Source organism: Microbispora sp. NBRC 16548 (genome assembly GCF_030268985.1).
Lineage (GTDB): Bacteria > Actinomycetota > Actinomycetes > Streptosporangiales > Streptosporangiaceae > Microbispora > Microbispora catharanthi.
In genome coordinates this window covers 12,480-29,945 of sequence record NZ_BSSF01000009.1, presented here as the reverse complement: position 1 = coordinate 29,945, position 17,466 = coordinate 12,480, and the positions used below count along the sequence as shown (strand labels likewise).

The following is a 17,466-nucleotide window of genomic DNA, read 5'->3' as shown; positions in this document are numbered from 1 at the left end:
GTCGCCACACCTATGGAGCTGTCTGAATGTTCGTCGTGTTGTTCGAGGTGCAACCCCACGCTGAGCTGTGGGATGGGTACCTCGGCGTCGCCACCCTACTGCGGCCGGAACTCGAAACGGTCGATGGTTTCGTCGACAACACCCGCTTCGCCAGTGCCCGCACGCCCGGCCGGTTGCTGTCGCTGTCGACCTGGCGGGACGAGAAGGCGCTCATCCGATGGCGCACCCACGCCGTCCACCATGAGCACGGGCAGCGACGGGGCCGGTCCGAGATATTCATCGACTACCGGATTCGGGTCGCCGAGGTGACCCACGACACCCATGCCCCCGACGGCATCCCGGTCGTCCGGAGCAGGAGCGACGTGACGGAGACCGGGTCCGCCACCGCCGTCACGATTCTCGAACCACTCGACGCAGCGCGACCTGACGCGCTGCTCGATCCTCGCGCAGCCGTTGGGCTCGTCGACGTCGAGCGCTACGACGGCGTCCTCGACCCCCACGCCCCACTGCTCTTGGCTTCTTGGACCGGCCCTGACGCCGCAGAAGCCGGCACCCCGCCGCTCCCGGACGTCCGGATCCGCCATGCCACAGTGATCCGCGAATATGGGATGCGCGATCGCCGGGAGGCTCCCCAGTACTTCCCGGACGTCCGGTGACCGCGGCCGGCAAGGAGCAAAGCCGGCACCCATCCCCGATCACCCGCCGAACCCGAAAGCCGGGCCGGTCAGGCCGAGCGACGGACGCTGCGGAAGTAGGCGCGGCGCGACGTGCTCTACGGCGACCGTGACAGGCGAAGGCCCTTCCGGACGACGGACGATCCGTTCGGAAGGGCCTTCACTCGATCAGAATCAGCCGAAGACGCGCGGGAGCGCGGACGTGTGCACCTCGCGAAGCTCCTCGACCGGGACGTCGAGGACGCCCTCGACCGTGAGCGCGGAACCGCCGGTGAGGCCGAGCCCGGAGCAGGGGACCTCGTGGCGGGCGCACAGGTCGGCGAAGGCGTCGAACGCCTCGGGCCGTACGCACACCAGCGCCCGCGCGGCCGACTCGCCGAACAACTCGACGAAGGCGTCCTCGCCCGGCAGGGTGACCGTGCAGCCGACGCCCTGGGCGAGGCACGACTCCGCCAGGGCGACGGCGAGACCGCCGTCGGACAGGTCGTGGGAGCCCTCCAGCAGCCCGCGGGCCGCCGCCTCGGTCAGCACCGCCGCCAGCCCGCGCTCGGCCTCCAGGTCCGCCTGCGGCGGCAGGCCGCCCAGGTGGCCGTGGACGACGTGCGCCCACTCCGAGCCGCCGAACTCCTCGCGGGTCTCGCCCAGCAGGAGGACCCGCAGGCCCGGAGCCGTGAAGCCGGACCTGATCCGCTGCGCCACGTCGTCGATCACGCCGAGCACGCCGACCACCGGCGTCGGGTTGATCGCGGTCGAGCCCGTCTGGTTGTAGAACGACACGTTGCCACCGGTCACCGGCACACCCAGGGTCCGGCAGGCGTCGGCCAGCCCGCGTACGGCCTCGGAGAACTGCCACATGACCTCGGGGTCCTCCGGCGAGCCGAAGTTGAGGCAGTTGGTGACGGCGAGCGGCTTCGCGCCGGTCACCGCCACGTTGCGGTACGCCTCCGCCAGCGCGAGCTGCGCCCCCGTGTACGGATCGAGCTTCGCGTAGCGGCCGTTGCCGTCGGTGGCGAGCGCGATGCCCCGGGTGGTCTCCTGCGCGCCCGGCATGACCTCGGAGATGCGCAGCATGCCGGCGTCGGCGGGCTGAGCCAGGACCGTGTTGCCCCGGACATACCGGTCGTACTGGGAGGTCACCCACTCCTTGGACCCGACGTTGGGCGAGCCGAGCAGGGTGAGCAGGGTCTCCCGCAGGTCCTCTGGCCTCGGCAGGCGCTCGGGACCGTCGGCGTTGAGCGCCGCCTGCCCGGCGGGCTCGTGGAAGGGGCGCTCGTAGACCGGGCCCTCGTCGGCGGCCGTGCCCGGCGGGATGTCGACGATGACCTCGCCGTCCCACGTCATGACGAGCCTGCCGGTGTCGGTGACCTCGCCGATCACGGTCGCCGGAACGTCCCACTTGTCGCAGATCGCCATGAAGGCCGGGATGTCGTCGGGCGTGACGACCGCCATCATGCGCTCCTGCGACTCGCTCATGAGGATCTCCTCGGGCCGCAGCGTGGGATCGCGCAGCGGGACGAGGTTGAGGTCGACCTCCATGCCGCCGGTGCCCTTGGCGGCCAGCTCGGTCGTGGCGCAGGACACCCCGGCCGCGCCGAGGTCCTGGATGCCGACGACCACGTCCGCCTGGTAGAGCTCCAGGCAGCACTCGATCAGCAGCTTCTCCATGAACGGGTCGCCGACCTGTACGGCGGGCCGCTTGGCCTGCGACTCGTCCTCGAAGGTGGCCGACGCCAGGACCGACGCGCCGCCGATGCCGTCCGCGCCGGTCCTGGCGCCGAACAGCACGACCTTGTTGCCGGGGCCGGGCGCGGTGGCCAGCTTGATCTGGTCCTTGCGCAGCAGGCCGACGCACAGGGCGTTGACCAGGGGGTTGCCGATGTAGCAGGGGTCGAACACGACCTCGCCGCCGATGTTGGGCAGGCCGAGGCAGTTGCCGTAGTGGCTGATGCCCTCGACGACCCCGGGCAGCACACGGCGCGTGTCGGGCTGGTCGGCCCCGCCGAAGCGCAGCGCGTCCATGACCGCGACCGGCCGCGCGCCCATCGACATGATGTCGCGCACGATGCCGCCGACGCCGGTCGCGGCGCCCTGGTGCGGCTCGACGTACGACGGGTGGTTGTGCGACTCGATCTTGAAGGTGGCGGCCCAGCCGTCGCCGATGTCGACCACGCCGGCGTTCTCGCCCATGCCGACGAGCAGGGCCTCCGACTCGGGTGCCTTGGTCCCGAACTGCCGCAGGTGCACCTTCGACGACTTGTAGGAGCAGTGCTCGCTCCACATGACCGAGTAGATCGCCAGCTCGGAGCTGGTCGGGCGGCGGCCGAGGATGTCGCGTACGCGCTGGTACTCGTCGTCCTTCATGCCCAGCTCGACGTACGGCTGGCGCTCGTCCGGCGTCTCCTGCGCCCGCGTGACGGAGTCCAGGGTCATGCGTTCACCAGTCTCTTCAGGATGGAGGTGAAGAAGTGGCGGCCGTCCACGCTCGGCGCGCCGGTCAGGTCCTCGACCGCGTGCTCCGGGTGGGGCATGAGGCCGACGATGTTCCCGGCCTCGTTGGTGATCCCGGCGATGTCGTTCAGGGAGCCGTTCGGGTTGCCGCCCGCGTAGCGGAAGACCACCCGGCCCTCGCCCTCCAGCGCCGCCAGCGTGGCCGTGTCGGCCACGTAACGGCCCTCGCCGTGCTTGATCGGCAGCACGATCTCCTGGCCGTCCGCGAAGTCCGCCGTCCACGCCGTACGCGTGCTCTCCACGCGGATGCGCTGGTCGCGGCAGATGTAGTGGAGTCCCTCGTTGCGGGTCAGCGCGCCCGGCAGCAGGTGCGCCTCGCAGAGGATCTGGAAGCCGTTGCAGGTGCCGAGCACGGGCAGCCCGGCCTGGGCGGCCGGGATCAGCTCGGTCATGAGAGGGGAGAACCGGGAGATCGCCCCGCAGCGAAGATAGTCGCCGTAGGAGAACCCGCCGGGCAGGAAGACGGCGTCGACTCCCTTGAGGTCGTGATCGGCGTGCCACAGGGGCACCGCCTCCGCTCCGGCCAGCCGTACGGCTCGCGCGGCGTCCTGGTCGTCGAGTGTTCCGGGGAAGGTGACGACGCCCACCCGGGCAGCGCTCATGACAGTTTTCCCTCCAAGGGTCCCCGCCAAGGCGGACGCCACCGTCATCTGGCCGGACGGCGGTCTGTGGCGGTACACCTCAGGGTATCGGAGCCGCCAAATCGGCTCCCCCCGCGGAGGCCTACTTCCGATCACTCGTCACGCCGGGCTCCCCGAGCCCGGCGCGGTGCGGAGCCGGGGTCCTCAGACCCCGGCGAGATGACGGTCGAGAGTGAGGTGATGGGCGATGGCGTCCTCGTCCCAGTCGAGTTCCTTGCTCAGGCGCACGGTCGTGCCGCGCCCGGGCGTGATGTCGAACGAGAGATCGTCGACGACGGCGCGCATGATCAGGATGCCCCGGCCGTTCTCGGTCTCCGCCGGCGGATACTGGCGGGGAATCATGTGCAGCCCTTCGCCTTCGTCGGCGACGCGCAACTCACAGCGGCCGTTGCCTATGGTGGCCATGACCTCGTAACGGTTGGCCGGACCACCGTGCCGCACCGCGTTGGCGCACGCCTCGGACGTGGCCAGGAGTATGTCGGACACGCACTCCTCGGTCACCCCGAGAGACCGCAGCGCGTCTCCCACCACTCGGCGGACCATCGGGATGCCGATCGCGTCCCGTGGCATCGCCAGTGAGAACTCAATATCCACCGGACCCCTCCCCGGTGTCGAAGGTCACCAAGGAAGGCTTCCCCGATGAATCAGGGCTAACCGCAAAATCACGTCCCCGTTATTCAGGACGCACTGGATAGGTGGGTTCGAGACGGACCGATGCCCGATTAGGGGTGGACAAGCCGCGGGGATAGTGGTGTGAAATGCGTCACTTCACCCCTCGACGTGGATCGTGAAGTCCTCGATGACCGTGTTCGCGAGCAGGGTTTCGGCCATCTTTCGGACATCCGAAAGCGCGGCCTCGTCGGCCGGGCCGTCCAGCTCCAACTCGAACCGCTTGCCCTGCCGCACCCCGGAGACCCCGGAGAAGCCGAGTCGCGGCAGCGCCCGGGCGATCGCCTGGCCCTGCGGGTCGAGGATCTCCGGCTTGAGCATGACGTCGACGATGACGCGCGCCACGATGTTCCTCCAATTCGAATGAGGGCCCGCCGATTCGGGGAGGTCCGCCCGTTCGGAGGTCCGTTTGGGTCAAGCCTAGTGCCGCCTCGTCGGCTCGTCCCCGACGGGCCGCGATGCCGCGCCGGGCGGCGCCCACGGCGGGCGCCCGGCTCAGTTCCTGCGCCCCGGCGGGACGAACTCGTCCAGGGACAGGGCGAGCTCCGGGGCCGGTGAGCTGGCCGACCGCCTCCGCCGCCTCCGCGTGCCACGGCCGGGCTCCCTCGGGATGGGACACGCGGGGCCGTCCCCGTGGATCGAGCAGGAGGGTCTCGCTGAGCACAACCGAACTGGCGGGGGTGGACGCGTGGGTGACGATGCTGGGCGGGCGGGTGGTCCACCGCTCCTGAGACGTGGCGCCGGGGTGTGGCGTCCCACAGTCCGGGAATCGGAGAAGTGTGGACGGGCGGGCGGGGCCTTGCGCTAAGGGGTGTGAGTTCTGCCACGATGTCCACATATGCGCCCGGTCGCCCACCCCAGCGGCCGTACGCCCGACGACCCGGCCGTCCTGCGGGGGTGACCCCACCCGCGGGGGCCCGAGACGCACAGGAGTGGCACGTGACAGCCGACGCCCCTCGTGGTGTACACGCACCCCCGGAGCTCGTCCAACTGCTCACCCCGGAAGGGGAGCGGGTCGAGCATCCCGACTACGACATCGAGCTGACCGCGGAGGAGGTCCGCTCCCTCTACCGTGACCTGGTCCTCGTCCGCCGCGTCGACCTGGAGGCCGTCGCGCTCCAGCGGCAGGGCGAGCTCGGCATCTGGGCGTCCCTGCTCGGCCAGGAGGCGGCCCAGATCGGCTCCGGCCGGGCGCTCACGGACGCCGACATGGCCTTCCCGACCTATCGGGAGCACGGCGTGGCCTGGTGCCGCGACGTCGACCCGGTCAAGCTGCTCGGCCTCTTCCGCGGCGTCAGCAACGGCGGGTGGGACCCGGCCGAGCACAACTTCCACCTCTACACGATCGTCATCGGCTCCCAGGCCCTGCACGCGGTCGGCTACGCAATGGGCATCCAGCGCGACGGCGCCGAGGCGGCCACGATCGTCTACTTCGGCGACGGCGCGACCTCCCAGGGCGACGTGAATGAGTCCTTCATCTGGGCCTCGGTGTTCAACGCCCCCATCGTGTTCTTCTGCCAGAACAATCAGTGGGCCATCTCCGAGCCGCTGGAGAAGCAGTCGAAGATCCCGCTCTACAAGAGGGCCTCCGGCTTCGGCTTCCCCGGGATCCGCGTGGACGGCAACGACGTGTTCGCCTGCCTCGCCGTGACCCGCCGCGCGCTGCAGAACGCCCGCGACGGGCAGGGGCCGACGCTGATCGAGGCGTTCACCTACCGCATGGGCGCGCACACCACCTCCGACGACCCCACCCGCTACCGCCTCGCCGACGAGCTGGAGGCGTGGAAGCTGAAGGACCCCATCGAGCGGGTCAAGGCGTACCTGTTCAAGAACCAGCTCGCCGACCAGGAGTTCTTCGAGAAGATCGACGCCGAGGCCGACGCGCTCGGCAAGGACGTGCGTAGCCGGTGCCTGGCGCTGCCCGACCCGCCACCCCGGGCTATCTTTGATCACGTGTACGCCGGCGCCCACGCACTCCTCGACGAGGAACGCGAGCAGTACCTGACCTACCTGGCGGGGTTCGAACGATGACCACACTCACTCTCGCCAAGGCGTTGAACGAGGGCCTCCGCCGCTCGATGGAGGACGACCCCAAGGTGCTCGTGATGGGAGAGGACGTCGGCAAGCTCGGCGGCGTCTTCCGCGTCACCGACGGCCTGCAGAAGGATTTCGGCGAGGACCGCGTGATCGACACGCCGCTCGCCGAGTCGGGCATCATCGGGACGGCGATCGGCCTGGCCCTGCGCGGCTACCGGCCGGTCTGCGAGATCCAGTTCGACGGGTTCGTGTTCCCGGCCGCCGACCAGATCATCACCCAGCTGGCAAAGATGCCGCTGCGGTCGCTCGGCACGCTCAAGCTGCCGGTCGTCGTACGCATTCCCTGCGGCGGCGGCATCGGGGCGGTCGAGCACCACTCGGAGTCGCCCGAGGCGTACTTCACCCACACGGCGGGCCTGCGGGTGGTGGCGTGCTCCAACCCGGCGGACGCGTACACGATGATCCAGGACGCCGTCCGCTGCGACGACCCGATCATCTTCTTCGAGCCGAAGCGCCGTTACTGGGACAAGGCCGACGTCGACCTCGCCGCCCCCGGCCTGCCGCTCGACCGCGCCCGCACCGTACGGCAGGGCCGCGACATCACGCTGATCGCGTACGGGCCGATGGTGAAGACCTGCCTGGAGGCCGCCGCGGCGGCGGAGGAGGACGGGCGGGACATCGAGGTCATCGACCTGCGCTCGCTCAACCCCCTCGACGTGGATGTCCTGACCGAGTCCGTGACGCGGACCGGACGGTGCGTCGTCGCCCACGAGGCCCCCGTCTTCACCGGCTTCGGGGCCGAGCTGGCGGCGCGCATCACCGAGCGCTGCTTCTACAGCCTGGAGGCGCCCGTGCTGCGGGTCGGCGGGTTCTCCACGCCCTACCCGCCGTCGCGGCTGGAGGACCACTACCTGCCCGACCTGGACCGCGTGCTCGACGCCGTGGACCGCTCGTTCGCGTACTGAGGGGGAGGGACTTCTCATGCTCCGTGAGTTCAGACTCCCCGACGTGGGCGAGGGGCTGACCGAGGCCGAGATCGTCAAGTGGCACGTCGCCCCGGGCGACTCGGTGAAGATCAACCAGACGATCGTGGAGATCGAGACGGCCAAGGCCGTCGTCGAACTGCCGTGCCCCTACGAGGGCACCGTCTCCGCCCTGATGGTCGGCGAGGGCCAGACCGTCGACGTCGGCGCCCCGATCATCTCGGTCGAGGACGGCGAGGGCGGTGGCGGCGCCGCCGCGGGCCGGGAGGCGCTGGCGGACGACATGGTGCCTGACGCGCGGAACGGCGCTCCGGCGAAGGAGGAGCGCCAGCCGGTGCTGGTCGGGTACGGCGTCAAGACGAGCGCCACCCGCCGCCGCCCCCGCAAGCCGGCCGCGTCCGCTCCGCCGGTCGCGCCGGTTCCGCCCGCCCGGACCGCCGCGCCCCCGCCGGCCACTCCTGCCCCGGTCGTCGCGGCCCCGGCCGGTGCGGCAGGGGGTGTCGATGTAGCGCAGGGCGACGGCTCCGCGTCCGCACGGGCGCGCGTCCTGGCCAAGCCGCCGGTCCGCAAGCTCGCCAAGGACCTCGGCGTCGACCTGACGACCCTCATGGGAACCGGCCCCCAGGGATCGATCACCCGGGCGGACGTGGAGGCCGCGGTGGCGGCGCCCGCCCCCGTTCCGGCCGCCGCGCGGCGGGAGGCCGGGGCGCGGGAGGAGTACATCCCGGTCAGGGGGGTCAGGAAGGCGACCGCGCAGGCGATGGTGGCCAGCGCGTTCTCGGCCCCGCACGTGACCGAGTGGCTGCAGGTCGACGTGACCGAGACCATGGAGGCGGTCCGGCGGCTGCGTACGCTGCCCGAGTTCGCCGAGGTCAAGGTCTCCCCGTTGCTCCTCGTGGCGAAGGCCCTGATCACCGCGGTGAGACGGCACCCGATGGTCAACGCCACGTGGACCGGCGAGGAGATCGTGGTCAAGCACTACGTGAACCTCGGCATCGCCGCCGCCACCGATCGCGGGCTGATCGTGCCGAACGTCAAGGACGCCGACGCGATGGCGCTGCCCGAGCTCGCCCGGGCGCTGGGCGAGCTCACCGAGCGGGCGCGGGCCGGCAAGTGCCAGCCCGCCGAGCTGAGCGGCGGCACGATCACGATCACCAACGTGGGCGTCTTCGGCGTCGACGCCGGCACGCCGATCCTCAATCCCGGAGAGGTGGCGATCCTCGCCGTGGGCCAGATCAGGGACATGCCCTGGGTGGTCGACGGGCAACTGGCGGTCCGCAAGGTCACCACGCTGGCGCTGTCGTTCGACCACCGCGTGGTCGACGGCGAGCTCGGCTCGTACGTCCTGCGCGACGTCGGCGCCATGCTGGAGGACCCCCTCCGAATGCTCGCCTGGAGCTGAGCGGGGCCCACTCAAGTCGGATGCAAGATCTGAACCAGTGAGGCTCAAGCTCGGATTCCTACCGTTCGCTTGTGATCCTCATACTGAGCGACCGGCGGGACACGACCGTGCGCCGTGTCCTCCCGAAGATCGAGCGCCTGGGCGTCCCCGTGACCTCGTGGGACAGCGGTGAGTTTCCCGCCAGGTCACGGGTGACCGCGGCCTTCGCCGACGGTTCGCGCCGGCTGACGCCGGACACCGGCGCGCAAGTGGTCGATCTCACCACGGTCACCGCAGTGTGGAACCTGCGCCCCAACCGATCGGTGGCCGCGGCGAACGTGTCGGACCCGACCCATCGGGCGCACGTCGAGTGGCAGTCCCGTTTCCACCTGGACGGTGTGTGGGAACTCGTGCGGGCCCGCGGGCTGCCGGTCAGCGACGCCATCGCCGCCTGGCCGGCGGCATGACCGCCGTGTCGGTGACGACGTTCGCCGCGGTCCTCGCCGAAGCCGTCGAACTGCTGCGCGGCCTGCGCCGCCGTCGTACGGCCGTTCCCGAGGCCAGAAGCCTGGCCGCGGCGTGGGCGGCCACCCATCCGGAGGCGCGGGCCCAGCTTGTCGTCGGCACGCGTCCGGACAGCCCGCTGGTCGACTACGACCTGCTCGTCGAACATCCGGAGGGTGGCACCGTGGCCCTTTCGGCCTCGCCGGACGACGGCGTGCCCTGGCCGGCCGAGAACTCGGCCCACTGCGCCGCCGGAAATTGGGCCGCCGGAAATTGGGCCGCCGGAAATTGGGCCGCCGGACATCTGGTCACGGTCGACCGCGTGCGCCTGCGCGTCGCCGAGGCGCTCATGCTGCTGCCCAGGCGCCCGTACGGCGATCGCGACGTCCACGACGAGATCGTCGAGCAGTGCCTGCTGATGAACGAGACGCTGGAGGACGGCGAGCCCCTCGACGACGCCGACATCCGGGCCGCCGCCGAGGAGTTCCGCACCGGCCACGGTCTGCGTGACCGCGCCTCCACGCTGGCCTGGCTGGCGGAGATGTCGCTGTCCGGCGAACAGTTCGAGGCGTTCATCGCCGGGATCGCGCGGCGGCGGCGCTTCCGGCGGCGCAAGGAGGCCGAGCTCGCACCGGGCCACTTCGCGGCCCACCGCTGCGACTTCGACCGCGTACGCGCGCTGTGGGTGACCGGCTCACAGCCGGTGAACGGCGAGTTGCTGCGTGGCGTGGGCGGCCTGGTGGGCTGCGGGGAGGCCGTGGTGACCGTCGGCGCGCGGTGGGCCAGAGACCTGCCCGCGCCCCTGCGCCACGCCGCGCACGACACGCTGGTCGGTCCCGTGGCGTACGGCGACGGCTATCTGACCGGGATCGTGCTGGAGCGCCGAGTGGGGCGGGACGACCCGGAGACACTGGCCGCGGCGGGCGAGACCGCCTTCGACGAGTGGCTCGCCGGCCGGCGCAGGCGGGCCTCCATCGAGTGGCACTGGCTGTGAGGACCTGGCTGAACGTGATCGGAGGCCGGGTGACGGGCATCGCCGGGCCGATGTCGCCGCGTCCCGGGGTCCGGAGAGGACCCCGGGACATCCCGTCAGGCGGCGTCGAGAGCTGCGGTGATCTTGCGGGCCATGTCGGCCATGGTGGGGCTGGGCTCGCCCTTCTGGGCCCGGGTGGCTGCTTCGACGGCGACGACGACGGTGCCGCGGAAGTTGTCGGCCTCTGCCGGAGCCTGCTTCTTGAGCAGGCTCATGGCGGTCGTCAGGGCCGGCAGCACGTGGTCGGCGAGCTCGGCCACGGACTTGCCGTCCAGGTTCATGCCCGTCGACTTCTCGGCGAGCACGTGCCCGACCAGGCCGGTCGCGGAGGTCAGGGCGATGGAGCCCGCGGTGGCGACCTTGTGGGGCGAGCCGGCGGCACCGGCGGCGGCCAGCAGCGAGACGGCGCCGTAGGCGGCGGTCCGCAGGGTGATCTTGTCCTGGTCGGTGAGGGTGACGGACATGGTCGTGTGGTCCTTTACATCTGTTACGCGAATGGCGGAAAGGGTCCTGCCGGTGCCCGGGGCGTCAGGGGCCTGAGGGCGGGTCTGTCGGGACGTGGGCTCGGTGTCAGTCGTCGATCGCCTGGTAGAGCGTGGTCCAGAAGTCGTGGATGAGCTGCATCGAATCCGGGGTGGACGCCCCAACTTGGGTGAGCAGGAGCCCGGTGAGTTGCTTGACCGGGTCGGCGTAGGCCGCGGTGCCGCTTCCGCCGTCCCAGCCGAACTGGCCGACGGAGGCGTAGTCGCCGCGGTAGGTGCGCACCGCCATCCCGAAGCCCCAGCCGCCGTGCTGCCCTTGGCCGTGCGAGATATGGACGTTGTCGACGGCCATGGCGTTGCGGGCGGCGTTCTGCTCGGGCGTGAGGCGGTTGGTGGTCATCAGCTCGACGGCGGGCCGGGACAGGATCCGCTTCCCCTTGTGCACTCCGCCGTTGAGCAGCATGCGGAAGTAGGCGTGGTAGTCGTCGACGGTGGAGGTCAGCCCGCCGCCGCCGCCCTGGAACGCCGGAGGCTCGCTCCACCGTCCTCCCTCTGCCTCGTCCCACACGAGGAACTCGCCGGTCTGCGGGTCGGGGGCGTAGAGGGCCGGCAGCCGGTCGATCTTGTCGGAGGGCACGTGGAAACCGGTGTCGGTCATCCCCAGCGGATCGAAGATGCGCTCGCGCAGGAACTCCTCGAACGACTGGCCCGTGACCCTGGCCACCAGCACGCCGAGCAGGTCGCTGCTGATGTGGTACTGCCAGCGCTCTCCGGGCTGGTACATCAGCGGAAGCGTGCCGAGGCGGCGCATCCACTCATCCGGCTCGGGCATCGGCACCGGCAGATTGGGCGTGAGCCCCTGCTCGAAGACCGCGTTCATGATCGGAGTGCCCAGCGACGTCATATCCATGCCGATCCCGAACGTGGAGGTCAGCACGTCCCGCACGGTGATCGGCCGCCGCGCCGGCACGGTGTCGTCCAGCGGTCCGTCGATCCGCTTCAGCACCCGGCGGTCGGCCAGTTCCGGCAGCCACGGCTCCACCAGGTCATCCAGCCGCAGCCTGCACTCATCAAGCAGGACCATCGCCGCCGCGACCGAGACCGGCTTGGACGTCGAGGCCATCCGGAAGATCGTGTCCCGGCGCATCGGCGCGCCACCGTCATGACGCATCGTCCCGATCGCTTCGACGTGCGTCCGGTCGCCCCGGCTGACCAGGGCGACGAGCCCGGGAATCCTCCCCGACTCGACATACCGCGCCAGCACCTCGCGCAACCTGCGCAGCCCGGTTGCGGAGAAGCCGCTGTCGCCGGTTTCCATCATGAATCTCCTCACGCACAGTGGTCGATCTGCCCTTATCGGGACTCCCTCTGCGGCGCCACCGGCACTCGCAAGTGTTCGGGAATCTCTGAACGTCTGCGACACTACATTGCATTCACTAATCGGTCAACACGCAAAGCGGGGCAGATAGTGCCTGTTGCATCGGTAAATCGGGGCGTTCGTTGCAATGACAATGAAGCTGAATGCAATGAGCGGTCAGGCGTGCATTGCAATGACCTCCGAGTGAATGCATACTGTGCAGCATGCGGGCGCCGAGCTCCGCACATGCCGGCAGACAGGAGACGAGCACCCATGCCCGGAGGCAGACTCACCGACGAGGACCGTCAGCACATCGCTGCGGGGCTGGCCGAGGGGCTCGGATACGCAGAGATCGGCCGGCGTCTGGGGCGGCCCGCCTCGACCGTCATGCGGGAGGTCACCCGCAACGGCGGGCCCGACGATTACGGGGCGGAGCGGGCACACGAGGCCACGCGGCACCGCGCGCGCCGGCACAAACGGGCTCAGCCTCCGGCGCCGCCGATCCCCGACAGCGGCCATGGGCGCGACCCCCAAGCGGTGCAGGACTTCACGGAGTCCTTCATCGCCCTCCTCGTCCAACAGGGGCTGCCCCGAATGGAGGCCAGGGTGCTGGCCTGCCTGTACGTCACCGACTCCGGCACTCTCACCGCCGCCGACCTGGTCCAGCGGCTTCACGTCAGCCCTGCCTCGATCTCGCACGCCGTCGCCTTCCTGGAACAGCAGGGGATGCTCAGGCGGGAACGGGTTCCCGGCGCGCGGCGCGAGCGCTATGTCATCGACGATGAGATCTGGCTCCGGTCGATCCTCGCGTCTCTGCAGATGAACGAGGTCCTGGCGGCCGCATCGCGGCGCGGAGCGGAGATCCTCGGGGCCGCGACCCCGGCGGGCGGGCGCTTCGAGTCCTCCGCCGAACTTCTGTCCCTCGTGAGCGAGGCCTTCCGGCAGGTCCTGGAGCAGTGGCAGAGCCCGGACGCCAGGAGCGCTCGCCGGCCGGTGCGAACGCCTGGCGACTGACACAGGCTTCGGCTGACGGGCCGACCCGGGCACCGGCGCCCGACCGGCCGGTCCGAACAGGCACCGCGCCTGCGCCTTCGCCATCGATGATGAGAGGATGAGCGCCGTGAAGAGCGCGGCCGGCCGGCCGCGTGCGTCTCATCCCAGGGGGAGTGCATGTTCCGCCACGTCGTGCTGCTGAAGTGGACCGAGGACGCCACCGAGGAGCAGCGGGCCGAGGTGGCCAGGCGGCTGGGCAAGCTGCCGGACGTCATCCCCGAGTTGCGCTCCTACCAGATCGGCGCGGACGCGGGCGTCAACCAGGGCAACTTCTCCTTCGGCGTGGTCGCCGACTTCGACTCCCCCGAGGACTACGTCGTCTACCGCGACCACCCGGCCCACCGGGCGGTGATCGACGAGTGCATCACGCCGATCCTCGCCGCCCGCGCGGCCGTGCAGTACGTCCTCTAGGTTCGCTACTGCGCATGCAGTGATTCGACCGCTTCGACCAGAGGGGCGAGCCGGGGGTTCCGGGCTGCCTGGTCGAGGGCTTCCCTCAGGGCGGCGTCGTTCGTGGGCCGGGCCTCGGCGAGCAGCGCCAGGCCCGCGGGGCTGACGTCGGTGTAGATCCCACGGCGGTCGGTGGGGCACAGGTAGCGGGTGAGCAGTCCCCGCTCTTCGAGCCGGGTCACCAGGCGCGTCGTCGCGCTCTGGCTGAGCACCACGGCGTCGGCGACCTGCTTCATCTGCAGATGGCCGCCCGGGCCGTCGTGCTGGCGGCTGAGCGTCTCCAGCAGGGAGTATTCCCGCACGCTCAGGCCGTGTTCGCTCTGCAGGGCGCGCTCGATGTGCGCCTCGATCCTCTCGTGCAGCAGGGAGAGCGCGCACCAGCCCTGCGCGAGTGCGGTGAGGGCGGGATCGGCGGCCGTCATCGACTCTCCCTCCGTTCGCGTGTGACTCAGACGAGGATACTCCACCTCTGCAATAGCCCGCGCTTGCAAGTATCAGGCGTCTGCAACTATTGTCTGCGCCTGTTACTGGCTCCTGCAATCGTTGGGGGACGTTCATGCCTCTCGCACTCGTAGCCCTCGCCATCGGGGCCTTCGGGATCGGGACCACCGAGTTCGTGATCACGGGGTTGCTTCCGCAGGTGGCGTCCGATCTCGGGGTCTCCATCCCGACCGTCGGCCTGCTCGTGACGGGCTACGCCCTGGGCGTGGTCGTCGGCGCCCCGCCGATGACCGTGCTGGGGACGACCATGTCCCGCAAGCGCGTGCTGATGCTGCTGATGGCGCTGTTCATCGCCGGCAACCTGCTCTCGGCCCTCGCGCCGGGCTTCGGAGTGATGCTGGCCGGCCGAGTGGTCGCCTCGCTGGCGCACGGCGCGTTCTTCGGCATCGGTTCCGTGGTCGCGGCCGAACTGGTCGCCCCGCACCGGAGGGCCGGGGCGATCGCCCTGATGTTCACCGGTCTGACCGTGGCCAACGTCGTCGGCGTACCCCTGGGCACCCTGGTCGGCCAGGTCGCCGGCTGGCGGACCACCTTCGCCGTCGTCGCCGGGCTCGGTGCCGTCGGCCTGATCGGCATCGCCGTGCTCGTGCCCGAGATGCCGCGCCCCGAGGGCGTACGCCTGCGTCACGAAGTGGCCGCACTCCGCGACGTCCAGGTGGTGCTGGCGATGGGCATGACCGTGCTCGGGTTCGGCGGCGTCTTCGCGGCCATCACGTACATCGCGCCCATGATGGTCCGGGTCGCGGGCTATCCCGAAGGGGCGGTCACCTGGCTCCTGGTCCTCTTCGGCCTCGGCATGGTCGCCGGCAACCTCGTCGGCGGAAGGTTCGCCGACCGCGCGCTGATGCCGATGCTGTACGTCTCGCTGGGCGCCCTCGCGGTCGTCCTCGCCGCCTTCACGCTGACCGCGCACAGCAAGATCCTGGCCGCGGTGACCGTCGCCCTGATCGGGGCGCTCGGCTTCGCCACCGTGCCGCCGCTGCAGAAGCGCGTGCTCGACCTGGCCCACGGCGCGCCGACGCTGGCCTCGGCCGTGAACATCGGCGCCTTCAACCTCGGCAACGCCCTGAGCTCCTGGCTCGGCGGCCTCGTCATCGCGGCTGGCCTGGGCTACACCGCGCCCAACTGGGTGGGCGCCCTCCTCACCGCCTCCGCGCTCGTGCTCGCCGTCCTCTCGGCCGCCCTCGAACGCCGCTCCGCCGTGGTCGCGGCCGTCTGACCTTCTCTCTCGTGCACTGGGCCTTTCACACTCCCGGGCATGCTCACGCGAAGGGCGGGGGCGGCGCCCCTCGTCCTCCCGCTCGCTACGTGCCCTGCCGGACGATCACCGGTGCCAGGCGGTGACGGGTCCGTTGTGTGCCGCTTGCTGGAATCTCATTTCGCCGCACACTTTCACCCCCCACCCCGTGCGAGATCAAGGCCGTTCCTGATAACGATTCAGATACGCGAAGCTGGTTCATGAGTATGAACACGCTGTGACCTGCATCACGGCCTCGATCCGCTCTCCCGTACGCCCGTGACCTGCGAACCCGCCATTGACGGCGGGAGGGGGGCGGGCGCATCGTAACGAGGCCAGGCGGTTGTCGGTCCGGGTGCCGCCGTTCACCCGGAGGTACGACGCGCGTGAACCCATTGGACTGGTTCGTTCTGGGCGCCTATTTCATCGTCATGGTGGCGATCGGCGTCTACTCGCACCGGCGCATCGGCAACATCAGTGACTTCTTCACCGCCGGCGGCAAGATGCCCTGGTGGCTGGCCGGCATCTCGCACCACATGTCCGGCTACAGCGCCGTCATGTTCACCGGGTACGCCGGCATCGCCTACCTCTATGGCGCCACCTCGTACGTCACCTGGGCCTTCCCGATCGCGATCGGCATCGCGATCGGCTCGGTGCTGTTCGCCCCGAGGCTGAATCGGATCCGGTCGAAGCTCAGGGTCAGCTCGCCGCTGGAGTTCCTCGCCAAGCGGTACAACGTGCCGACCCAGCAGGCGCTCGCCTGGTCCGGCGGCCTGCTGAAGATCGTGGACGTCGGCGCCAAGTGGGCCGCGATCGCCACGCTGCTGTCGACGTTCACCGGGCTGTCGCTCAACCAGGGCATCCTGATCACCGGCGTCGTCACCGCCGTCTACTGCACGGTCGGCGGCCTGTGGGCCGACGCGCTCACCGACTTCGGGCAGTTCGTCATCCAGCTCCTCGCCGGCGTCGTCATGCTGTTCGCCGTCCTCGCCAAGCTCGGCGGCATCAGCGCGGTGGGGGACATGTGGGACCGGCTGCCGCCCGAGCACGCGCAGCCATTGAACGGCCCGTTCACCGTGACGTTCCTGCTCGCGTTCCTGTTCATCAAGACGTTCGAGTACAACGGCGGCATGTGGAACCAGGCCCAGCGCTACATGGCCGCGCCGTCGGCGGCCCAGGCGGCCCGCGGCGCCCGGCTGTCGGCCGTGCTGTGGGCGATCTGGCCGCTGCTGCTGTTCTTCCCGATGTGGGCCGCGCCGCTGCTGGTCCACGCGACCAAGCCGGACGCGAGCGACTCCTACGCGCTGCTGACCACCCAGCTCATCCCGCACGGCCTGCTCGGCCTGGTGATCGCCGGCTTCTTCTCGCACACGATGGCGATGGCCTCCTCCGACGCCAACGCGATCGCCTCGGTCTTCACCCGCGACGTGATCCCGGTGCTGTCCCGCGCGGCGCGGGCCTGGGACACCAGGGCCGCCCTGGTCGCGGCCCGGGTCACCACGGTGGCGTTCATCGCGCTGTCGATGACCGTGGCCACCCAGGTCAACAGCCCGGTGCTGAAGGACATCATCACGGTCGTCATCAAATGGGTGGCCGGGCTCATGGGCCCGATCTCGATCCCGCTGCTGCTCGGCATGCTGCCGCTGTTCCGCAGGTCCGGCCCGACGGCCGCGCTGGTCTCGTGGGCGGCCGGCCTGTTCGTCTTCTGGCTCACCAACTACGGCATGAGCGACGTCTCGACCGCCGTGGCGACGGCCGCGCCGGTGGCCACCTCGCTGGTGCTTTTCACGATCATCGGCTTCATCCGCCCGGAGAACACCCCCGAGCGCGAGGAACTGCTCCAGACCGTCAACACCGACGAGGACGGCGCCGCCCGGCCGCTTCCGACGTCCGCCTGAGGGCGTGCGCCCGCCTGAGGATGTGCCTCCGCCTGGGGGTGTGCCTCCCCTGACCGCC

At 70.4% G+C, this 17,466-nt stretch carries 17 protein-coding genes; 10 read left to right on the top strand and 7 right to left on the bottom strand.

The features are described from left to right. The first annotated feature begins 26 nt into the window (after nt 1–26). Nucleotides 27–656 (top strand): antibiotic biosynthesis monooxygenase family protein, encoded by a 630-nt coding sequence (locus QSK36_RS24715; protein ID WP_183543776.1) that lies wholly within the window; start codon nt 27–29, stop codon nt 654–656. Nucleotides 657–848: 192 nt separating this feature from the next. On the opposite strand, the gene purL is transcribed toward QSK36_RS24715, so the two are convergent. The 4 genes from purL to purS all read right to left on the bottom strand — a co-directional run bounded on the left by purL (nt 849) and on the right by purS (nt 4,837). Next, nucleotides 849–3,104, bottom strand: coding sequence for a phosphoribosylformylglycinamidine synthase subunit PurL (gene purL, locus QSK36_RS24710; RefSeq protein WP_285784029.1), 2,256 nt, complete (start codon nt 3,102–3,104; stop codon nt 849–851). Next, nucleotides 3,101–3,784, bottom strand: a complete 684-nt coding sequence (purQ, locus tag QSK36_RS24705; RefSeq protein WP_183543780.1) for a phosphoribosylformylglycinamidine synthase subunit PurQ — start codon at nt 3,782–3,784, stop codon at nt 3,101–3,103. The genes purL and purQ overlap by 4 nt, the downstream gene beginning before the upstream one ends. A 183-nt stretch (nt 3,785–3,967) precedes the next feature. Further along, a complete protein-coding gene (locus QSK36_RS24700; protein WP_079315171.1) occupies nt 3,968–4,417 on the bottom strand; it encodes an ATP-binding protein in 450 nt (149 codons plus the stop codon). A gap of 174 nt (nt 4,418–4,591) precedes the next feature. Then, a complete protein-coding gene (gene purS, locus QSK36_RS24695) occupies nt 4,592–4,837 on the bottom strand; it encodes a phosphoribosylformylglycinamidine synthase subunit PurS (RefSeq protein ID WP_139579756.1) in 246 nt (81 codons plus the stop codon). A gap of 594 nt (nt 4,838–5,431) precedes the next feature. Here purS and pdhA point away from each other — a divergent pair. The 5 genes from pdhA to QSK36_RS24670 all read left to right on the top strand — a co-directional run bounded on the left by pdhA (nt 5,432) and on the right by QSK36_RS24670 (nt 10,391). Then, nucleotides 5,432–6,523, top strand: a complete 1,092-nt coding sequence (pdhA, locus tag QSK36_RS24690; RefSeq protein WP_240809401.1) for a pyruvate dehydrogenase (acetyl-transferring) E1 component subunit alpha — start codon at nt 5,432–5,434, stop codon at nt 6,521–6,523. Next, entirely contained in the window at nt 6,520–7,494 is a 975-nt protein-coding gene (locus QSK36_RS24685; protein ID WP_139579758.1) for an alpha-ketoacid dehydrogenase subunit beta, read from the top strand. The genes pdhA and QSK36_RS24685 overlap by 4 nt, the downstream gene beginning before the upstream one ends. A gap of 16 nt (nt 7,495–7,510) precedes the next feature. Next, nucleotides 7,511–8,914, top strand: a complete 1,404-nt coding sequence (locus tag QSK36_RS24680; RefSeq protein WP_183543781.1) for a dihydrolipoamide acetyltransferase family protein — start codon at nt 7,511–7,513, stop codon at nt 8,912–8,914. Between the two features lie 71 nt (nt 8,915–8,985). After that, a complete protein-coding gene (locus QSK36_RS24675; RefSeq protein WP_183543783.1) occupies nt 8,986–9,360 on the top strand; it encodes an MvdC/MvdD family ATP grasp protein in 375 nt (124 codons plus the stop codon). After that, nucleotides 9,357–10,391 carry a TIGR04500 family putative peptide maturation system protein gene (locus tag QSK36_RS24670; protein WP_285784028.1) on the top strand — a complete coding sequence of 345 codons (1,035 nt, stop codon included), beginning with the start codon at nt 9,357–9,359 and terminating at the stop codon, nt 10,389–10,391. Before QSK36_RS24675 ends, QSK36_RS24670 begins: the two co-directional genes overlap by 4 nt. Before the next feature lie 95 nt (nt 10,392–10,486). On the opposite strand, the gene QSK36_RS24665 is transcribed toward QSK36_RS24670, so the two are convergent. Both QSK36_RS24665 and QSK36_RS24660 read right to left on the bottom strand, forming a co-directional pair. Further along, nucleotides 10,487–10,894 carry a hypothetical protein gene (locus QSK36_RS24665; protein ID WP_183543787.1) on the bottom strand — a complete coding sequence of 136 codons (408 nt, stop codon included), beginning with the start codon at nt 10,892–10,894 and terminating at the stop codon, nt 10,487–10,489. A gap of 106 nt (nt 10,895–11,000) precedes the next feature. After that, nucleotides 11,001–12,230 (bottom strand): serine hydrolase domain-containing protein, encoded by a 1,230-nt coding sequence (locus QSK36_RS24660; protein WP_502883332.1) that lies wholly within the window; start codon nt 12,228–12,230, stop codon nt 11,001–11,003. A gap of 312 nt (nt 12,231–12,542) precedes the next feature. Between QSK36_RS24660 and QSK36_RS24655 the strand changes: the two genes are divergently transcribed. Together QSK36_RS24655 and QSK36_RS24650 are read left to right on the top strand one after the other, a co-directional pair. Further along, the gene (locus tag QSK36_RS24655; RefSeq protein ID WP_183543789.1) at nt 12,543–13,283 is read left to right on the top strand and encodes a GbsR/MarR family transcriptional regulator; all 741 of its coding nucleotides are present in this window, start codon (nt 12,543–12,545) and stop codon (nt 13,281–13,283) included. A gap of 156 nt (nt 13,284–13,439) precedes the next feature. Next, nucleotides 13,440–13,733 (top strand): Dabb family protein, encoded by a 294-nt coding sequence (locus tag QSK36_RS24650; RefSeq protein WP_183543791.1) that lies wholly within the window; start codon nt 13,440–13,442, stop codon nt 13,731–13,733. 5 nt (nt 13,734–13,738) lie between these two features. Here QSK36_RS24650 and QSK36_RS24645 read toward each other — a convergent pair whose 3' ends face one another. Next, complete coding sequence (locus QSK36_RS24645; RefSeq protein ID WP_183543793.1) at nt 13,739–14,194, bottom strand: MarR family winged helix-turn-helix transcriptional regulator; 456 nt, start codon at nt 14,192–14,194, stop codon at nt 13,739–13,741. Between the two features lie 134 nt (nt 14,195–14,328). On the opposite strand from QSK36_RS24645, the gene QSK36_RS24640 reads away from it, so the two are divergent. Together QSK36_RS24640 and QSK36_RS24635 are read left to right on the top strand one after the other, a co-directional pair. Continuing rightward, the gene (locus QSK36_RS24640) at nt 14,329–15,492 is read left to right on the top strand and encodes an MFS transporter (protein ID WP_285784026.1); all 1,164 of its coding nucleotides are present in this window, start codon (nt 14,329–14,331) and stop codon (nt 15,490–15,492) included. A 404-nt stretch (nt 15,493–15,896) separates the two neighbouring features. After that, nucleotides 15,897–17,408 (top strand): sodium:solute symporter family protein, encoded by a 1,512-nt coding sequence (locus QSK36_RS24635; RefSeq protein ID WP_285784025.1) that lies wholly within the window; start codon nt 15,897–15,899, stop codon nt 17,406–17,408. Nucleotides 17,409–17,466 lie beyond the last annotated feature (58 nt).

Coding starts and splice junctions, on each gene's coding strand:
- QSK36_RS24665 (WP_183543787.1), bottom strand. CDS start 10,894: ATGTCCGTCACCCTCACCGACCAGGACAAGATCACCCTGCGGACCGCC.
- QSK36_RS24685 (WP_139579758.1), top strand. CDS start 6,520: ATGACCACACTCACTCTCGCCAAGGCGTTGAACGAGGGCCTCCGCCGC.
- QSK36_RS24655 (WP_183543789.1), top strand. CDS start 12,543: ATGCCCGGAGGCAGACTCACCGACGAGGACCGTCAGCACATCGCTGCG.
- QSK36_RS24680 (WP_183543781.1), top strand. CDS start 7,511: ATGCTCCGTGAGTTCAGACTCCCCGACGTGGGCGAGGGGCTGACCGAG.
- QSK36_RS24660 (WP_502883332.1), bottom strand. CDS start 12,230: ATGGAAACCGGCGACAGCGGCTTCTCCGCAACCGGGCTGCGCAGGTTG.
- QSK36_RS24670 (WP_285784028.1), top strand. CDS start 9,357: ATGACCGCCGTGTCGGTGACGACGTTCGCCGCGGTCCTCGCCGAAGCC.
- QSK36_RS24645 (WP_183543793.1), bottom strand. CDS start 14,194: ATGACGGCCGCCGATCCCGCCCTCACCGCACTCGCGCAGGGCTGGTGC.
- QSK36_RS24640 (WP_285784026.1), top strand. CDS start 14,329: ATGCCTCTCGCACTCGTAGCCCTCGCCATCGGGGCCTTCGGGATCGGG.
- purQ (WP_183543780.1), bottom strand. CDS start 3,784: ATGAGCGCTGCCCGGGTGGGCGTCGTCACCTTCCCCGGAACACTCGAC.
- QSK36_RS24715 (WP_183543776.1), top strand. CDS start 27: ATGTTCGTCGTGTTGTTCGAGGTGCAACCCCACGCTGAGCTGTGGGAT.
- purL (WP_285784029.1), bottom strand. CDS start 3,104: ATGACCCTGGACTCCGTCACGCGGGCGCAGGAGACGCCGGACGAGCGC.
- QSK36_RS24650 (WP_183543791.1), top strand. CDS start 13,440: ATGTTCCGCCACGTCGTGCTGCTGAAGTGGACCGAGGACGCCACCGAG.